Source organism: Streptomyces sp. NPDC101237 (assembly GCF_044767465.1).
GTDB classification, from domain to species: Bacteria; Actinomycetota; Actinomycetes; order Streptomycetales; family Streptomycetaceae; genus Streptomyces; species Streptomyces gramineus.
In genome coordinates this window covers 70,152-85,641 of record NZ_JBIWNY010000006.1, presented here as the reverse complement: position 1 = coordinate 85,641, position 15,490 = coordinate 70,152, and the positions used below count along the sequence as shown (strand labels likewise).

The 15,490-nt window shown below is 71.8% G+C and carries 16 protein-coding genes; 6 read left to right on the top strand and 10 right to left on the bottom strand.

Annotated features, from left to right (window positions below; genetic code table 11):
- The first annotated feature begins 2 nt into the window (after positions 1 to 2).
- The 3 genes from ACIRQ9_RS11610 (at position 3) to ACIRQ9_RS11600 (ending at position 3,705) form a co-directional block, all read left to right on the top strand.
- Positions 3 to 794: a class I SAM-dependent methyltransferase gene (locus ACIRQ9_RS11610; protein ID WP_404170167.1), complete on the top strand. Its 792-nt coding sequence runs from the start codon at positions 3 to 5 to the stop codon at positions 792 to 794.
- A 198-nt stretch (positions 795 to 992) separates the two neighbouring features.
- Positions 993 to 2,102: a C40 family peptidase gene (locus ACIRQ9_RS11605; RefSeq protein WP_404170164.1), complete on the top strand. Its 1,110-nt coding sequence runs from the start codon at positions 993 to 995 to the stop codon at positions 2,100 to 2,102.
- Positions 2,103 to 2,391: 289 nt separating this feature from the next.
- On the top strand, positions 2,392 to 3,705 hold the full coding sequence (locus ACIRQ9_RS11600) for a PP2C family protein-serine/threonine phosphatase (RefSeq protein WP_404170161.1): 1,314 nt from the start codon (positions 2,392 to 2,394) through the stop codon (positions 3,703 to 3,705).
- 89 nt (positions 3,706 to 3,794) lie between these two features.
- Here the strand turns inward: ACIRQ9_RS11600 and ACIRQ9_RS11595 are convergent, their stop codons facing one another.
- The 3 genes from ACIRQ9_RS11595 to ACIRQ9_RS11585 form a co-directional block, all read right to left on the bottom strand.
- Positions 3,795 to 4,130, bottom strand: a complete 336-nt coding sequence (locus ACIRQ9_RS11595) for a DUF2516 family protein (protein WP_390633467.1) — start codon at positions 4,128 to 4,130, stop codon at positions 3,795 to 3,797.
- Between the two features lie 132 nt (positions 4,131 to 4,262).
- Positions 4,263 to 4,901, bottom strand: a complete 639-nt coding sequence (locus tag ACIRQ9_RS11590) for a hypothetical protein (protein ID WP_404170158.1) — start codon at positions 4,899 to 4,901, stop codon at positions 4,263 to 4,265.
- A gap of 77 nt (positions 4,902 to 4,978) precedes the next feature.
- Positions 4,979 to 5,497 carry a helix-turn-helix domain-containing protein gene (locus ACIRQ9_RS11585; protein ID WP_404170155.1) on the bottom strand — a complete coding sequence of 173 codons (519 nt, stop codon included), beginning with the start codon at positions 5,495 to 5,497 and terminating at the stop codon, positions 4,979 to 4,981.
- 171 nt (positions 5,498 to 5,668) lie between these two features.
- Here ACIRQ9_RS11585 and ACIRQ9_RS11580 point away from each other — a divergent pair, with 171 nt between their 5' ends.
- Positions 5,669 to 6,595: a hypothetical protein gene (locus ACIRQ9_RS11580; protein WP_404170152.1), complete on the top strand. Its 927-nt coding sequence runs from the start codon at positions 5,669 to 5,671 to the stop codon at positions 6,593 to 6,595.
- Between the two features lie 13 nt (positions 6,596 to 6,608).
- On the opposite strand, the gene ACIRQ9_RS11575 is transcribed toward ACIRQ9_RS11580, so the two are convergent.
- From ACIRQ9_RS11575 to ACIRQ9_RS11555, 5 genes are all read right to left on the bottom strand, one after another.
- Entirely contained in the window at positions 6,609 to 7,160 is a 552-nt protein-coding gene (locus tag ACIRQ9_RS11575; RefSeq protein WP_404170895.1) for a DUF6817 domain-containing protein, read from the bottom strand.
- Positions 7,161 to 7,208: 48 nt separating this feature from the next.
- Complete coding sequence (locus tag ACIRQ9_RS11570) at positions 7,209 to 7,685, bottom strand: HAD domain-containing protein (RefSeq protein ID WP_404170149.1); 477 nt, start codon at positions 7,683 to 7,685, stop codon at positions 7,209 to 7,211.
- A gap of 15 nt (positions 7,686 to 7,700) precedes the next feature.
- Positions 7,701 to 9,764, bottom strand: coding sequence for a HelD family protein (locus ACIRQ9_RS11565; RefSeq protein WP_404170146.1), 2,064 nt, complete (start codon positions 9,762 to 9,764; stop codon positions 7,701 to 7,703).
- Between the two features lie 93 nt (positions 9,765 to 9,857).
- Entirely contained in the window at positions 9,858 to 10,475 is a 618-nt protein-coding gene (locus ACIRQ9_RS11560) for a TetR/AcrR family transcriptional regulator (RefSeq protein ID WP_404170143.1), read from the bottom strand.
- 104 nt (positions 10,476 to 10,579) lie between these two features.
- The gene (locus ACIRQ9_RS11555; RefSeq protein WP_404170140.1) at positions 10,580 to 11,683 is read right to left on the bottom strand and encodes a phosphotransferase family protein; all 1,104 of its coding nucleotides are present in this window, start codon (positions 11,681 to 11,683) and stop codon (positions 10,580 to 10,582) included.
- Positions 11,684 to 11,924: 241 nt separating this feature from the next.
- On the opposite strand from ACIRQ9_RS11555, the gene ACIRQ9_RS11550 reads away from it, so the two are divergent.
- Complete coding sequence (locus ACIRQ9_RS11550) at positions 11,925 to 12,689, top strand: HAD family hydrolase (RefSeq protein WP_404170137.1); 765 nt, start codon at positions 11,925 to 11,927, stop codon at positions 12,687 to 12,689.
- 192 nt (positions 12,690 to 12,881) lie between these two features.
- Positions 12,882 to 13,781, top strand: a complete 900-nt coding sequence (locus tag ACIRQ9_RS11545) for a hypothetical protein (protein ID WP_404170134.1) — start codon at positions 12,882 to 12,884, stop codon at positions 13,779 to 13,781.
- A 5-nt stretch (positions 13,782 to 13,786) separates the two neighbouring features.
- On the opposite strand, the gene ACIRQ9_RS11540 is transcribed toward ACIRQ9_RS11545, so the two are convergent.
- Positions 13,787 to 14,653, bottom strand: a complete 867-nt coding sequence (locus ACIRQ9_RS11540; RefSeq protein WP_404170131.1) for a winged helix-turn-helix domain-containing protein — start codon at positions 14,651 to 14,653, stop codon at positions 13,787 to 13,789.
- A gap of 122 nt (positions 14,654 to 14,775) precedes the next feature.
- On the bottom strand, positions 14,776 to 15,489 hold the full coding sequence (locus ACIRQ9_RS11535; protein WP_404170128.1) for an HAD family hydrolase: 714 nt from the start codon (positions 15,487 to 15,489) through the stop codon (positions 14,776 to 14,778).
- Position 15,490: the final 1 nt, after the last annotated feature.

Genomic DNA, 15,490 nt, shown 5'->3' with positions numbered 1-15,490 from the left:
CCATGACCACCCGCGCCTCCCGCCCCGTGGGCACGGTGACGCGCGGGACCACGAACCCCAACCGGCTGCGCCGCATGGACCGGTGGATCGCCGTCACGCACGGCGCCGCCCTGCGCCGCGCCGCCGACCCCGTCGCCGTCGACCTCGGATACGGCGCCGCCCCCTGGACCGCCGTCGAACTGCTCGGCCGGCTGCGCGGTGTCGCGCCGCGCACGCGGGTCGTCGGCATCGAGATCGAGCCCGACCGGGTCTCCGCCGCGAAGCCGTACGAGCGCGACGGCCTGGTCTTCCGGCACGGCGGGTTCGAGATCCCGGTCGCCGGGCGGCCGTTGCTCGTCCGCGCGGCCAACGTGCTGCGGCAGTACGACGAGCGCGAGGTCGCCGCCGTCTGGGCGCGGCTGTGCGCGCGGCTGGCGCCGGACGGGCTGCTGGTCGAGGGGACCTGCGACGAGATCGGGCGGCGCCACGTATGGGTCGCGCTCGGCCCCGAGGGACCCCGCACGGTGACCTTCGCGACCCGGCTCGGCTCCCTGGAGAGGCCGTCCGACCTCGCCGAGCGGCTGCCCAAGGCGCTGATCCACCGCAACGTGCCGGGCGAGCCGGTGCACGCGTTCCTGCGGGACTTCGACCGCGCCTGGGCGGCCGCCGCGCCCTACGCGTCGTACGGCGCCCGGCAGCGGTGGACGCGCGCGGTGCGGGACCTGGCCGGCGACTGGCCGGTGACGGACTCGGCGGCGCGCTGGCGGCAGGGAGAAGTGACGGTGGCGTGGGGCGCCTTGGCGCCCTCGGACTGACTCCCGTCCGACCCGCGCGGACCGGGAACGATCTCGGTGAGGCATTCGTCACAAAGACGGGGAGATCGTCATGTCCCGGGGGGAATCCGGGGAGGAAGCCACCGGCCGCTCCCTCTGTCGGTTTGCGGCGTGACGTGGCACGATCCTCCCCGTGCCACATGTTACTGACGGTTAATCAGTTTTCGGGGAGGGGTGGCCATGGGGCCGGACAGGAACGGCGTCCGGGCGGGCGGCCGTCGCGCGAGCACCGCCGCGGCCGTGACCCTGGTCTGCGCGCTGACGGTACTGGCGGCGCCGGGCACCGCGTTCGCGGCGCCGGACCCCACGCCCTCCACGAGCGGTTCCCCGAGCGCTCCGGCGACACCCCCGCCGGACAAGGACCTTGAGGCGGTACGGGCGAAGCTGGACGCGCTCTACCACGACGCGGCCGTCGCCACCGACGCGTACAACGCCGCCGAGGAGGCCGCCGACAAGCAGTCCGCCGCGATCGTCGACCTGGCCAAGAAGATCGTCAAGGGCCGGCAGAAGCTGGACGGGCTGAAGGCGCGGGCGGGCCGGGCGGCGGCCGCCCAGTACCGCACCGGCGGGCTGCCCGACTCCGCCAAGCTGCTGCTGAGCGACAACCCCTCGCAGTTCCTCGACGGGGCCGGCCGGGTGCTGGAGGGCCAGCGGGCCACCAAGGGCCTGATCGCGGAACTGACCCAGACCCAGCAGGACTTGCAGCAGTACGCGGCGGACGCGGCCGACCGGTGGGACGAACTGGAGGCCGGCCGCAAGACGAAGGCCGCCGCGAAGAAGAAGATCCAGCAGCGGATCGCGGCCGCCGAGAAGCTCCAGTCGAGCCTGGAGAAGAAGCAGAAGGAGCGGCTCGCCGAGCTGGAGCGGGAGGCCGCGGACAAGGCGCAGACCGCCTGGCTGGACACCGGGATACTCGACGAGATCCACACCAGGGCGACCGCGGCGGGCCGGAAGGCGGTCGCGTTCGCCACCGCCCAGATCGGCAAGCCGTACGTGTGGGGCGCGCAGGGCCCGGACTCCTTCGACTGCTCCGGACTGACCTCCAAGGCCTGGGCGAGCGCCGGGCACCCGATCCCGCGCACCTCGCAGGAGCAGTGGAAGCAGCTCCGGCACGTCGCCGTCGAGGACATGCGCCCGGGTGACCTGATCATCTACTTCGACGACGCCAGCCATGTCGCGATGTACGTCGGCGACGGAGCGATCATCCAGGCCCCGCGCCCGGGACGCACGGTGTCGCTCGGCGGTGCCGGCACGATGCCGATCCTCGGCGTGGTACGCCCGGACGCCTGAGCGCCGCAAGGCACTTCGGGCGCAATGTCCCTTTCGTGACCTGCGCCACGTGACCCAGTGCACGCCAACGCCCTTTGAAACCGGGGCACCGCGTGAGCTTCGTCATTCCCGCCCGGCGGTCTTCTTGTCCAACTGCGGTACGTCCCGCGGCATATGCCATTGGCCTGAGGCGGAGCGACGCGGCTCACACCATTCCGTTGCGGCGGCGACTACCGCTATGGTCCCCGTCGGGTGGGTCGAGGTCCCTCGCCCCGCCATGCCCTCGGGGGGAGGGAAGGAACCCAACACCATGCCCGTACCCGTACCGCGGCAGAGAGCGATCCCGGCCGTGGAGAGTGGTCAGGCGCCGGTCGCCGTGCCCGCACAGGGCGGCGGCCCCCTCAAGGAAGAGGCCAACCGCACGGAAGCCGCCACGCCGAACACCGGCGGCACCACTCTCACGCTGCTGCTGATCGAGGACGATCCGGCCGGCTCGCCGGTCCTGCCCGAGCTGCGGGACGCGTCCGGCACCTCGATCCGCGTCCGGACCGCCCGCAACCTCACCGAGGCCGGACGGCTGCTGACCGACGACGTCCACTGCATCCTGCTCGACCTGGCGCTGCCGGCGCCCGGCGGCAAGGAGACGGAGGACGAACTGGCCGTGCTCAAGCACGTCCTGGAGATCGCGCCCCGGCACGCCGTGCTCGCGCTCACCGCCTCCGGTGACGCCGAGCGCGGCGCCGAGGCCGTGCGCGTCGGCGCGCAGGACTACCTCTTCCGCGACGAACTGGACGGCCGGCTGCTGAGCCGCGCCATCCGGTACGCCGTCGAGCGCAAGCGTTCCCTCGCGGTCGAGCGCAAGCTCGCGGAGGGCCGGATGCGCGCCCAGGAGAACCGCCGCCTGGAGCGGGGCCTGCTGCCCACGCCCCTCCTGGACGGCTCCGCGCTGCGCTTCGCCGCCCGCTACCGCCCCGGCCGCTCGCGCGCGCTGCTCGGCGGCGACTTCTACGACACCGTGCGCACGCCCGACGGGACCGTGCACGCGATGATCGGCGACGTCTGCGGGCACGGCCCGGACGAGGCCGCGCTCGGTGTGGAGCTGCGGATCGCCTGGCGGGCGCTGACGCTGGCGGGGCTGTGCGGCGACGAGCTGCTGGGCACGCTGCAGGAGGTGCTGGAGCACGAGCGCTCCGACGAGGAGATCTTCGCGACCCTCTGCACGGTCGACATAGCGCCGGACGGGCGCCGGGCCGGACTGTGCCTGGCCGGGCATCCGGCACCGCTGATCGCCCGTCCCGGCCGCCCGGCGGAACTGCTGCCGCACGACAACAACGGGCCGGCGCTGGGAATGCTGGAGGGCGCCCGCTGGCCGCGCACGCAGGTGGAGCTGGGTTCCGAGTGGAGCCTGATGCTCTACACCGACGGCCTGATCGAGGGCCGCGTCGGCTCCGGCGGGGAGCGGCTCGGCCAGGACGGCATGCTGCAGATGGTGCGCCGTCAGCTGGGCGAGGGCCTCGGCGGCGAGGCGCTGCTGCGGGCGGCCGTGAACGAGGTGCGGGAGATGAACGGCGGCGAGCTGACCGACGACGTGGCCCTGGTGCTGCTGGACCGGCAGGGCGGCTGACCGGCGCCCGCCGCGGAGGGCCCCTGTGGGCCGCCGCGGCGCGCCCGCCGTACCCGACCGAGGTCAGCGCCCGCCGTGCCCGAGCGAGGTCAGCGGCCGCCGTTGTACGGACCGTACGGGCCGTCGCTGCTGCTGCCGCCGCGCCGGCGGCCGAAGCCGCCGCCGGAGACCTGCCTGAGGGCCGGGCGCACGTCGACGAAGAAGACGATCGTGGCGACCAGGCCCGCGAGCTGGAGGAACAGCATGGGCACCAGCAGGTTCACGGCGACCGCGACACCCAGAATGATCAGCCAGAAGCCCTTGTTCTGCTTGTCCGCGGCCCGGTAGGCGTCGTCCCTGAAGAGCGCGGCCATGACCAGCGCCACCACGGCGAGGACCAGCATGGCGAGGTAGAGCAGCCCCAGGAAACTCGAGAAGCCCTGCATCAGCACAACGTCCACCACCCGTTTCGGCTTGTTCCCATGCGGCAACCGTACCCGCCGGCCCGATACCGCTACCCCGATAACGGGCCGGACACCCGAGGAGTGCCCGGCCCGTGCGTCCCTTCGCCCTGCCGGCTACTTGGCCGGCGGGGTGGTCTTCTTGACCGGGGTGGCCTTGCGGGGCGCCGGGGCCTTCTTGGCGTTGGCGACCGGGGCCTTCTTCACCGCGGCCGGCTTGGCCTCGGTGACCCTCGGCTGCTCCGCCCTCTTCTCGTCGGCCTTGACCGTGACCGGCTCGGGCTTGCCCTCGACCGCGATCGCGAGATCCTCGATCTCGTCGGCGGCCTCGCCGCGCCACGTCTTCACGGCCTGCTCACCGTGCTCGGCGACCTTCTCGTAGGTCTCACGGGCCTTGACCGCGTACTCGGCGGCCACGCCGACCTGGCGCAGCGCGAAGTCCTGAGCGGACTCGCCGAGCTTCTTGAGGTCGCCGTCGAGGGAGACGATGAAGTCGTTGACCCTGGCCTGGAGGCTGGCCTGCGCCTCCTTGGCCTTGACCCCGGCCTCCTTGGCGCGGGTGGCGGCCTTCTCCTGCACGGCCTTCGGGTCGGTGTTGCGGACGGCGTCGATGCGGGCCGGGGCCTCGGCACGCAGCTGCTCGACCAGGCCGGGGACCTTGCGCGCCTGCCGGAGCGCGAGGTCGGCGGTGCCGGCGGCGAAGTAGAACGGAGTCGGGTCGCTGAGGGTCTTGCGCAGATCGTCGGTGATGGCCATGGTGATGGTCCTCCCGGATTCAGGTTCGGCTGAGGGTTGTGCGATCCGTGGCGCGGCGGCCGGCGCGCTTGGCCGGCTCATCCGGCCGTCCGCCCCGGATCGGTCTCGCTGCCGGCATCACTGCCGGAACCGCTGTCGGCGTCACTGCCGAGATCACTGCCGGCTTCGCTGCGGGTGCCCCGCACACCGTCGTCCCGCGCACCACCGGCGTCGGTGCCGGCCGCGCTCGCGCCCTCCTCGCCCGACCCGAAGCCGTTCTCCTTGCGGAACGACTCGTAGATCTGGAGCAGCACCTGCTTCTGCCGCTCGTCGAGGGTGGGGTCGGCGAGGATGACCGCACGGGTCTCGACCTCGTTCAGATCCCGCTCGGCGTCGAGGATGCCGGCGCGGACGTACAGCGTCTCGGCGGAGATCCGCAGGGCTTTCGCGACCTGCTGGAGCACCTCCGCGCTCGGCTTGCGCAGCCCGCGCTCGATCTGGCTCAGGTACGGGTTGGACACCCCGGCGGCGTCGGCGAGCTGCCTGAGCGACAGCTGCGCGTTGCGCCGCTGTTCGCGGAGATAGTCACCGAGATTGCCGACGTTGAGCGATGCCATGCCTCCTACCCTGCCTCATCCTCGCTAACAATTGCAAGCACCCGCTTGCAAAAGTGTTTCCCGGCGTGTCGCTGCGGCTCCGCGTCGAGCGGCCCCTGCGTCCCGGGACCCAGTGCCCTCTGAGTAGGACAGCTCATGTGGCCCGCGGGGTCCGCTGCCAGGCTCTGGGGCATGACGGACGGCAGAGGGGCGCCGGTGGCGCTGCATCTCTTTCTGGTGTGGGCGACGGCCACGGCGACCGTGCCGGCGCTCGGCTTCGGGCTGTTCCTGACGGGCTGGAGCGCCGGCATCGGGGCGGCCCTGTTCGTGCTCGTGTGGGCCGTGCCGCTGCTGGTGGGCGTGCTGACCGTGGTGGGCGCGTCGGCCAGGACGCTGGTGCCCCTGTGCGGCTCGATGCGCGGGCGGCTCGGCTGGGCGGTCCTGGTCTTCGTCCTCGGCACCCTGGGCGTACTTGCGGGCCTGGCCGTCTACGGCGAGGGCGTCGGCCTGGGGAGCGCCGGTGCCCGGATCGCGCTGACCGGCGTGCCGTACGCCGTCGCCGCGGCCTTCTTCGTGCCCGGCCGGTGGGTGCGGCTGGGGGCGGTGGCCGTGCTGGCGGCCTGCGTCGGCTACGGCGGCCTCCTCGGCCCGGCGCAGGCTGACCGCGACCGGCGCGCGGCGGAGACGGCGCGCTACCGGGAACACCCGGAGCTGCTCTACCTGGGCGCCCCGCCGCCCGGCATGCGGGTGGCCGACGCCCGGGTCGGGCCCGCCTCCTTCACCGTCTCCTACCGCGCCGTCCGGGAGGGGTACGACCTGGCGTACGTGGGACTCACCGTGCGGGCGGCGGACACCCCGGCCCCGCGGTGCCCCCAGCCCGCGCAGAAGGCGGTGACCTGCACGGTCGACGCGCACGGCGAGCGGCGCTCGGTCGAGCGCACCCCCGGCGGGGTCCGCGCGGTCACCCTCACCCGCCGCCACGGCGGCGCCGAGGTCGAGGTGAGCAGCCAGTCCCTGGACGAGTCCGGCCTGCGCCGCGTCCTGGACACCCTGCATCCGCTCTCCGACGCGGAGCTGGCGGAGCTGATGCGGGACAGGGCGATCACCGAGGTCTACTGAGCCCGGCCCGCCCTCAGCGCGCCGGCCCCGCGAGCACGCTCTCGCAGGTCTCCCAGGCAGGCCCGGTCAGCAGCGGCCGGAAGCGCGTGAACAGGCCGAGCAGACCGGCACCCCATTCCTCGCGGAAGGACGGGTCCACGACGGCGAGGTCGAGTTCGTTGGCGGCCGTCAGTTCGGCGAAGTCCTCGCGCGCGCCGGGGCCGGGAACGACGGCGCGGCCGGTGAACCGGTCGTGGATCGGGGCGCCGGCGTCCGCGAACGCCGGATACGTGGCCTTCCGGTCGCAGGAGCCGTAGAGGTACACCAGGGCCTCGGCCTCGGTGCCGATCACCGCGGCGAGTTCGTCGCGGCGGCTCGGCGGCAGCAGTGCGGCGGGAAACCCGTCGGTCCCGTAGCACGCGTGACACAGGCCGGCGAGCCGGAGCGCGGGGCGGGCTCCCCAGGCGGCGAGCCGTTCCTCGACGCGCAGGAGGTGTGCGAGGAGGGTGCCGCCGGGGTGGTCGACACCGGCGGCGCCGAGGTCCCGCAGGAGGACGACGGCATCCTGGGCGGCGGTGGCGGGCATCGGGATGTCGGACACGCCCGGGATCATCCGGCCGCGGCCCGCGTGCCGTCAACCGTGCGTCGCCAGCCAGGACTTCACCGCGCGAAGGTCCGCCGGGGTCAGGCCGAACTGGTGGTCGACGCGGTGGAGCAGGGCCGGTCCCCGGTGGTGGGTGGCGACCCACGCGCGGTCGGCCTCGGTGATCTCGTCGTCGATCCAGACGAACGGCCGCTGTCCCGCCCACTCCACCAGCGCCCGCGTCTTCCAGTGCAGCAGGGCGGGCGGCTCGTCCTCGTCGGGCCAGTCCACGACGGGCAGCGGGGGCAGGCCCAGCCACGGGGCGACGCAGTCGTTCGCGTCGTCCATCCAGGTGGTGGCCCACACCAGCTCGCAGCCGAGCGCGGCCAGGCGCGGGCCGAGCGCCGGGTCGATCCGCGTGACCAGCGGGTTCGAGGGGACACGGACGGACTCATAGGCCGGGTACAAGTGCCCCTCCGGGGCGCCGAAGGGGAGGAGGGTGCCGTCGATGTCCAGGAAGAGAAGCATCGGGGACAGGATCCCTCAAAACGGCAGCGGCCTCGCGTGCACGACGTCCAGCCTGGTCACCGCCCGGGTCAGCACCACGTACAGCCGGTGCAGACCGCGTTCCTCGCCGTCCGCCACGGCCGCCGGTTCCACCGCCACCACGTGGTCGTACTCCAGGCCCTTGACCAGGCTCGCCGGGACCACCGCCACCCGGGCGCCGAGCCGGTCCGGCTCCGCGGCCTCGATGCCGGCGGCGGCGAGCGCGGCGCGCACGTCGGCGACCTGGGCGTCGGCCGCCAGCACGCCCACCGAGCCCTCGCGGGCCAGGGCCTCGCGCACCGCGGCGACCGTGGCGGCCGGCACGTCACCGGTCGGGCGGATCGTCAGTTCCCCGTCGGCGCGGTACGAGCGGGCCGGGGGCACGTCCGTGTCCAGGCGGGCGAGCAGCCGGTTGGTGAGGTCCACCACCGCCGCCGGGACCCGGAAACCGGTGGTGAGCGGGACGACCGTCGCGTCCGGCTTGCCCAGGTGGCGCAGGACGGTCTCCCAGCTCCGCGCGGACCACGGCGTGGTGGCCTGGGCCAGGTCGCCGAGGACGGTGAGCGAGCCGAAGGCGGCGCGGCGGGCGATCGCCCGGCACTCCATGGGCGACAGGTCCTGGGCCTCGTCCACGACGATGTGGCCGTAGCCCTCGGGATGCTCGACGAGCCCGGCGATCTCGTCCAGCAGCACCAGGTCGGCGGATGACCAGCGGGCGGACTTGTACGAGCGCGGCGGACGGGTCCAGAGCAGAGCCCGCTGTTCGGCGGGGTCGAGGATGTCCTCGGCCGCCCGTGCCAGGACCTCGGCGTCCGTGAGGAGTCCGGCCAGCACCTCCTCGGGGCGCACCTTCGGCCAGAGGGTGTCGAGGCAGGCGCTCATCGCCCGGGACCGTTCCAGGCGGCGGGTCCAGACGGCCGGCTGCGGTCCGGCCCGGCGTTCGGCCTGGAGCTGTACGGCACGCATCGCCCGCCCCCGTACCCGCTCGCGCCCGACGGCGTACGGCGGTTCCTCGCGCCGTACCGCCGCGACGATCCGGGTCAGCTCGGCGGCGGACAGCCGCCAGGTGTAGGTGCCGTCAAAGAGCGACAGGGGCCGGACGGCCTCGGTGGAGACATGGGCGTACAGGGCACGGCGCAGCACCTCGGCCGTCCGCGGGTCGTGCTTGAGCGCGGCGGCGCGGGCGGAGTCGGTGCCGGTCGCCGGGTGCCGGGCGATCTCCTCGTGCAGGGTGGTCTGGCGTACGCCGGTCTCGCCGAGGGCCGGCAGCACCTCGGAGATGTAGGAGAGGAAGGTGCGGTTGGGGCCGAGGATCAGCAGGCCGGAGCGGCGGATGCGCTGGGGGTGGGTGTAGAGGAGGTAGGCGGCGCGGTGCAGGCCGACGGCGGTCTTGCCGGTGCCCGGGGCGCCCTGGACGCACACGGAGGCGCCGAGGCCGGCGCGCACCAGGTCGTCCTGGTCGGGCTGGATGGTGGCGGCGATGTCCCGCATGGGGCCGACGCGGGGCCGTTCGATCTCCCGGGCGAGGAGGGTGCCGGCGCCGGACTCGCCCGCGGCCGGCCGTTCGTCCTCCCAGCCGGTGAGGTCGGCGGAGTCGCCGCGGCTGCCGGGGGCCCAGCCGAACCGGCGCCGCACCGCGACGCCCTGCGGTTCGTCGGGGCCGGCCTGGTAGAAGGCCCGGGAGACCGGTGCCCGCCAGTCGACGACCAGCGGCGGGGCGGTCGGCTCCGCGCTGATCCGCAGGCGGCCGACGTGGTAGCTCTGTCCGGCGTGCTCGCCGGAGCCGAAGCGGAGCTTGCCGAAGAACAGCGGGCCCTCGGGCAGTTCGCGCATCTCCCTGGCCCGGCTGCGCAGCCGGTACCCGAGGACCTCGGCGTCGGCGCCGGAGGCGGAGACGTCCTCGCCGGTGACGACGTGCTCGACGGCGCCTTCGACCATGCGGGCGAGGGCGGCCCGGCAGGCGTCGTGATACGCGCGTTCGCGGCCGAGTTCCTCGTCGGCTTCCCGGTCGGGTGCCTGGTCGGGTTCCTGGTCGGGTTCCTGGTCGGGTTCCTGCTGCATGGGGACAGCGTAGACGAGAAAATGTGACCCGGTTAAATTATTGACCGGGATGCACGGGTTCCACGGCCTCCGGGGACGCCCGGGGTGCGGGGGTCACTCCGGCGGGTCCGCCCGGTCCCCCAGCACCCGCTCCAGCCGCCCGAACGCCCGCTCGGCCGCCGCCACCGCGTCCTCCCGTACGTCGTCGACCCGCTCGCCGGCCGCGATCCGCCGCCAGTTGTCCTGCGCGAGGACCCGCTGTACGGCGATGATCTGGCCGGCGGCCAGCCGGGCGTCCAGGGTGCCGCCCAGGGCCTCGGCGAGCGCGGCCTCGGACCGCTCCAGGTAGACGTGCTGGCGGGCGACGAGGGTGGCGGTGCTGTTGAGGAGGGTGTGGAAGGCGAGGACCTGGGGGTGGTCGTTGAGCCCGGTGATCGGGTCGTTGCGCCGCAGGCCGTCGAGGAAGTGGTCGCGCACCGCGCCGACCGGGGACGCCGCCCCGGCGACCAGCCGCGCGGTCTCCGTCTCGTGGTCGGCGATCCGGTGCAGGACCAGGTCCTCCTTGACCGGGAAGTACCGGAACAGCGTCGGCTTGGAGATACCGGCCGCGGCCGCCACCTCGGCGACCGACACGGCGTCGAACCCCTTCGCCAGGAACAGCCGCACGGCGATGTCCGACACGTCCTCGTACATCCGCCGCTTCTTGCGCTCACGCAGGCCCGTCTCACCCATGGGACCAGCCTACGCAGCGGGGGTCAGGCGAGGGTGCGGGTGAGGTGGGCGGCTCGGCGGCCGGGACCGAGATCACCGGCCTCGGCTCCCCGGACGATGCGGAATCACGGCCGGGTGTCGCCGCTCGGGCTCCCGTGCTCACGACACCAACGCATCAACGCCGTGACGATCCTGCGGGTTCCCGGCGGCTGATCGAGACCCAGGACCGGCGCCGCGTCGGCCAGGACCCTGCGCAACTTGAACGCGGCGGGTGCGATACGGCGCCGGCCGACCTCGGAACCGGTGTCCAGTTCCAGCGCGGTACGGATCACGTCGGTGAAGACGGACTGGGCCCTCTTGTAGGCGAGCAGACGCCGGAGATCATGCTCCCACCCGTTCGCGCTGCCGGCGCGGACCCCTTCGACGGTCTCCCGCCAGCGCCGGGCGACGGCCCGCGCGTGCCGTGCCGGGTAGCGCATCAGATGGAGGTGGGTCGCCAGGTCGTAGAGCGGATCCCCGACCATCGCGAGTTCCCAGTCGATCGTCCACAAGCGCCGTCCGGCATCGACGATGAAATTCTCGCGGTGCAGGTCGGCGTGCAGCAGACAGAAGGGGCGTTCCCTGAGACCAGAGACGTTTTTTCGCAGGAACCTGAACGACTCCTCGCCCAGCCAGAGGTCCTCGAAAAGCCCGACGAACCGGTCCAGGTTCGCCTGGTAGACACGCTGCTCGGTGAACAGGACCAGGCGCTCCAGAAAGCCGTTGGTGTCACCGTCCTCGGGACGGTCTTCGGCCTCGCAGCGCCGTTCCGCGGACAGGTCCGCGGGCAGCACCTCGATCATCTGTCCGAACAGATGCATGATCTGACTGACGAACAGGTCGGGAACCGCTGTTCCCGACCTATGAAAAGAGCCGAGCGTATCCCCCTCGATAAAACGTTGCAGCCCGATCCCGCCCACCTCGATGAGGTCCGGGATTCCCTCGATCCGACCGCTGAGAGACCCCAGCAGCTGCTCCTCGGAATCGAAGCACCTGCGGTCGAACCACAAGAGGTCCGCCCGCGGTTCCCGACACTTCCACCGCCCCGACCGGTCGCCCTCCATCTCCCCGGACAACGGAAACACATAGGTCTCGTGGTGATAGCCGTGGAGCGGGCCTTCGACCACACTCGCGTCACCACTGACGTCGACTGCGTGCAGCCGAGCGGGGGAAACTGGTTCGGGTGACATCGCCCGTTTCTTTCGCCGTGACCCTTCCAGAGGGTGCAGAAGTGGGAGCACGGTACTCCTGTGCTGGCGTGCATCGTGCCAGACGGCCGCGACTCGTCGAACTCGATCCCGCTGAAGGGCGACTGAACGCACAGGTGTGCAGCGACGTATTCCTTTGTGTCCGTCGGTCGCCCCATGAGCTGCGGTACTGGCCGCCGCGCCCGCCGTGGTCCACACTGGCCGAGGCGACGGGAGGAAGCCCATGGGCAGCGCAGCCGATCAGCGTGCCGCTCTGCAACGGCTGCTGACGTACCCGGACGAGGACGGGCGTGTGGGGGCAGTGCTGCTCGATTTCGACGGACCGGTCACCGACCTGTTCCGCGACAGATCGACGGCTCCTGTGGCCTGCAGGATCAAAGAAGCCGTACGGGCATTCTGGGGACCACTCGACGCGGACGTCGAGTCGTGCGACGACTCCCACGGAATTCTGCGCCGCCTCCGGGACATGTACGACCGGCCGGCCTCCGCACCACGCGACCCGCACGCCCTCGTCGTGGCGGAGAAGATCGTCACGGCTTACGAGTACGAGGTCGTCGGTACCGCCGATCCCGCGCCCCACGCACTCCGTCTCATCGATGTGCTCGCCGATCACAAAATTCCGCTGGTGATCGTCAGCAACAACGCCGACGGCCCCATCTGGGAGTTTTTCAAGAGTACGAGGGTCCAACGGCAGGAAAAGGTCACGGCCGTCGTGGGCCGGGACCCCCTCGAACTGCGCAACATGAAGCCCGACCCCGATTCCGTGCTCCGTGCCGTGGATCTTCTGGGGACACGGGCCGGGCGCTGCCTCCTCGTCGGCGATCAGATCACGGATCTCCAGGCCGCCCAGAGAGCCGGCACACCCTTCCTCGGATATACGCAGTCATCCGAACGTGCGGCACGGATGCTGGATCTCGGCGCCTGCTGCGTCAGCCCCTCACACGAACCCCTCATCGAGGCAGTGGAGAGCTTGCCGAGGCCCAACTGACCTTCTGGTGCTAGGGAGTAGCCCCGGGCATGATGGCCGCCAGGGGAACTACGGCGCCGCGCCGCCGGACCCGATCAGCGGCGCGTACAGGGGGTATGGGTGTCTTCTCGTGGTCCGGGCGGTAACAGCCCCACCAGGCTCGATCGAATCCGCCACACGCTGAGCGACTGGAAACCCCGTCTGGTCAAGTCCGTGCTGGCGCTGATCGCCGTCCTCGGAGTCGCCGCCGAACTCATCGAGCCGCTCGGGAACGCCCTCAAAGGCCAACAACTGCTGGGGGGTTCCTTCGCGGCACTGGTCGCCTTCATCCTCTTCGACGCCATCAGCGAGTCGGACGCGGAGCCGAAGGAGATCCCGGGCGTCTATGTCTTCGCCGGCCGCGACCAGTTGCACGAGGAATTCAGGGAGGCGTTCGACTCCCGCCGGATACGGATCGACTTCTCGGGTTTCACCATGGAGACGCTGCTCGAAGCACTGGCGGTGCCGTTGGGAAGGATGGCCGACCGGGAAGTGCGTGCCGTGGAGCTTAAGCTGTGCCTGATCATCGCGCACCTGAATCTCCCGATGGGACTTCCGGGCGGCCTCGTACCCGTTCCACGGAACGGTGACTCCGATGCCACGGGGTACTTCTTTCAGGACTCCCCGGAGAACCGCGAACGCATGCGGGAGGAGTTCACGCGGCGGAACTGGTCCAGGCTCAAGGAGATGCTCAACGCCGTGCAGCGGAAGAATCCCCACCTGGCCATATCCTGCGAACTGCGGGAGTCACCGCAGACGCCGGGATGGAAGCTCTACGTCCTGAACCAGGAGAAGGTCTTCACCACTCCCTACGGGATCGAGCGCGACAGGATCGAGTGGCGCGGCAACCACTACGACATCCTCGACACAAAAGGCTTCGCACAGCTCTACGGCAGAGCCCGCTACATCGGCTGGGATCTCCGTTCGAAGTCCCGCCAGACCAAGCAGATCGCGGAACTGCACATGGAATGGCACCGGAACCTGTGGATGAAGCTCGCCGAGAACAAACCGGAGCGCCCCGTGATCAGCGACCCGCAATGGACACGCCCAGCGAGCCTGAACGTGCCCTCCTGACGGGCCTAGACCGCGAGCAGTTCCCACGAAGCGTCGAACCATCGGGTGGAGTTGGTGACGAATACAGATCCGGGTGAGACCGGGTCGGCATCGCGGACGTGGTGGGTGAGGGCGGCGCCGAAGCCGAGGACATCCACGGCCTCCACCTCCGTCCCGTCCGCCAGGATCAGCGTGCGCAGGATCGGCTCGTAGAAGCCGTGCAGCACCTCGTCGCGGTTGATGACGTACAGCTTGAAGGTCGGCGTGAGCCGGGTGCGGCGGATCTCCAGCAGCACCTCCGGCACCAGGCGCTCGGTGTTCAACTGGTCGAGGACCGTGCGCAGGGAGGTGGTGTGGGCCTCGGTGATGGCCCGCAGCCGCTCCGGCAGGCGCGGGTCGTCCCGGTGGTCCTTCGCCCGCGGATAGGGCATGTCCTGGGTCTCGGCCGGCAGCAGCATCCGCAGATGGATGCGCCGGGGCTCGATGTCGCCCGCCCGGATCCGCTCGGCCTGGATGCGGATGTGGGCGTCCAGGCTCTCGGAGGTCAGGGTGGAGATGTCCAGCGTGACCTCGTCACGTTCGAAGGCCTCGCCGATCAACGGCCCGAGCGTCATCGGATGGTGCCGGGACCGGCTGGCGCGGGGCGCCGAGGGCGGTATGTGCTGCCGCATGACGACCCGGGAGCGCTTGCCCCGCCCGCTCTCGATCCACCCCTCGCTGCCCAGTTCGCGCAGGGCCCGCTGCACGGTGTCGCGGGAGACGCCGAACTCCTGGGCGAGCGTCTCCTGGGACGGCAGGATGGAGCCCAGCGGATAGCCGCCGTCGGAGAGCCGGACCCGCAGTTCCTCCGAGACCCGCTGGAACGCGCCGCCGTCCTTCGTCCGCTTCGTCACATGCCGTACGTGCCTCCTGGAAATCTGCCGCAAACCACCCCCGTTCAGGAAACGGTGCCCCGTCAGCCGCCTCCTCCCGTCCGCTGACCGCAGGCGCCGACGTCGGACCCGGCATCTGGCCGCTAGTCCCGCAGCAGTGTCAGCAAGGACTCCAGCGAGCCCACCACGTACTCCGCGCCGGCCTCGGTCAAGAGCTTGGCCTTTCGTTCGTTACGCGCGTAGCCGAGGAAGGGGACCCCGGCCCTGCGGGCCGCCTCCAGGTCGGTGGGGGAGTCGCCGATCATCAGGGCCGCGTCGGGGGCGGCGCCCATCGCGTTGAGGGCGCGGTTGAGGCAGTACGGGTCGGGCTTGAGGTGGTGGAGTTCCTTGGTGCGGCCGTAGATGTGCGGGTGGAAGCAGGGGGTCAGGTCGCGGTCGTCCAGGTAGGCGCGGACCACCCGGGGCGAGTTGTTGGTGGTGATCGCCATCCGGGCGCCCAGCGCCCGCCAGGTCCGGATCAGGATGTCCGCGTAGGCCGTGGGCATCGCCGTGGACGTGGCCCGCAGCTCCTCTGCGGTGAGACGTTTCTCCAACTCGTCGACCAGGTCGCTGCCCGGATGCCGGCTGTCCACCGCGCGCAGCACGAGGTGCGGGTCGAGGGTGTCGCGTTCGGGTTCGGTGACCAGCCCGTGCAGACCCCGGCTCGCCAGCCACTCCATCAGGCCCTCGGCGACCCGTGCCGCCGAGTGGCCCGCGAACAGCCGGCAGATCGGCCCGTCGAAGTCCCACAGGACCACCCGGGCCCGGGTGACCGGCTCCCGCAGCCGCTCGGTCTCCTGCGCCGTCTCTTGCGTCACT

Excerpts from the sequence above, each read along its gene's own strand:
- ACIRQ9_RS11560 (WP_404170143.1), bottom strand. The coding sequence starts at position 10,475 with ATGGGTGAGACGGGCCTGCGTGAGCGCAAGAAGCGGCGGATGTACGAG.
- ACIRQ9_RS11575 (WP_404170895.1), bottom strand. The coding sequence starts at position 7,160 with ATGCCCGCCACCGCCGCCCAGGATGCCGTCGTCCTCCTGCGGGACCTC.
- ACIRQ9_RS11610 (WP_404170167.1), top strand. The coding sequence starts at position 3 with ATGACCACCCGCGCCTCCCGCCCCGTGGGCACGGTGACGCGCGGGACC.
- ACIRQ9_RS11590 (WP_404170158.1), bottom strand. The coding sequence starts at position 4,901 with ATGGCCATCACCGACGATCTGCGCAAGACCCTCAGCGACCCGACTCCG.
- ACIRQ9_RS11605 (WP_404170164.1), top strand. The coding sequence starts at position 993 with ATGGGGCCGGACAGGAACGGCGTCCGGGCGGGCGGCCGTCGCGCGAGC.
- ACIRQ9_RS11570 (WP_404170149.1), bottom strand. The coding sequence starts at position 7,685 with ATGCTTCTCTTCCTGGACATCGACGGCACCCTCCTCCCCTTCGGCGCC.
- ACIRQ9_RS11585 (WP_404170155.1), bottom strand. The coding sequence starts at position 5,497 with ATGGCATCGCTCAACGTCGGCAATCTCGGTGACTATCTCCGCGAACAG.
- ACIRQ9_RS11595 (WP_390633467.1), bottom strand. The coding sequence starts at position 4,130 with ATGCAGGGCTTCTCGAGTTTCCTGGGGCTGCTCTACCTCGCCATGCTG.
- ACIRQ9_RS11600 (WP_404170161.1), top strand. The coding sequence starts at position 2,392 with ATGCCCGTACCCGTACCGCGGCAGAGAGCGATCCCGGCCGTGGAGAGT.
- ACIRQ9_RS11555 (WP_404170140.1), bottom strand. The coding sequence starts at position 11,683 with ATGTCACCCGAACCAGTTTCCCCCGCTCGGCTGCACGCAGTCGACGTC.
- ACIRQ9_RS11565 (WP_404170146.1), bottom strand. The coding sequence starts at position 9,764 with ATGCAGCAGGAACCCGACCAGGAACCCGACCAGGAACCCGACCAGGCA.
- ACIRQ9_RS11580 (WP_404170152.1), top strand. The coding sequence starts at position 5,669 with ATGACGGACGGCAGAGGGGCGCCGGTGGCGCTGCATCTCTTTCTGGTG.
- ACIRQ9_RS11550 (WP_404170137.1), top strand. The coding sequence starts at position 11,925 with ATGGGCAGCGCAGCCGATCAGCGTGCCGCTCTGCAACGGCTGCTGACG.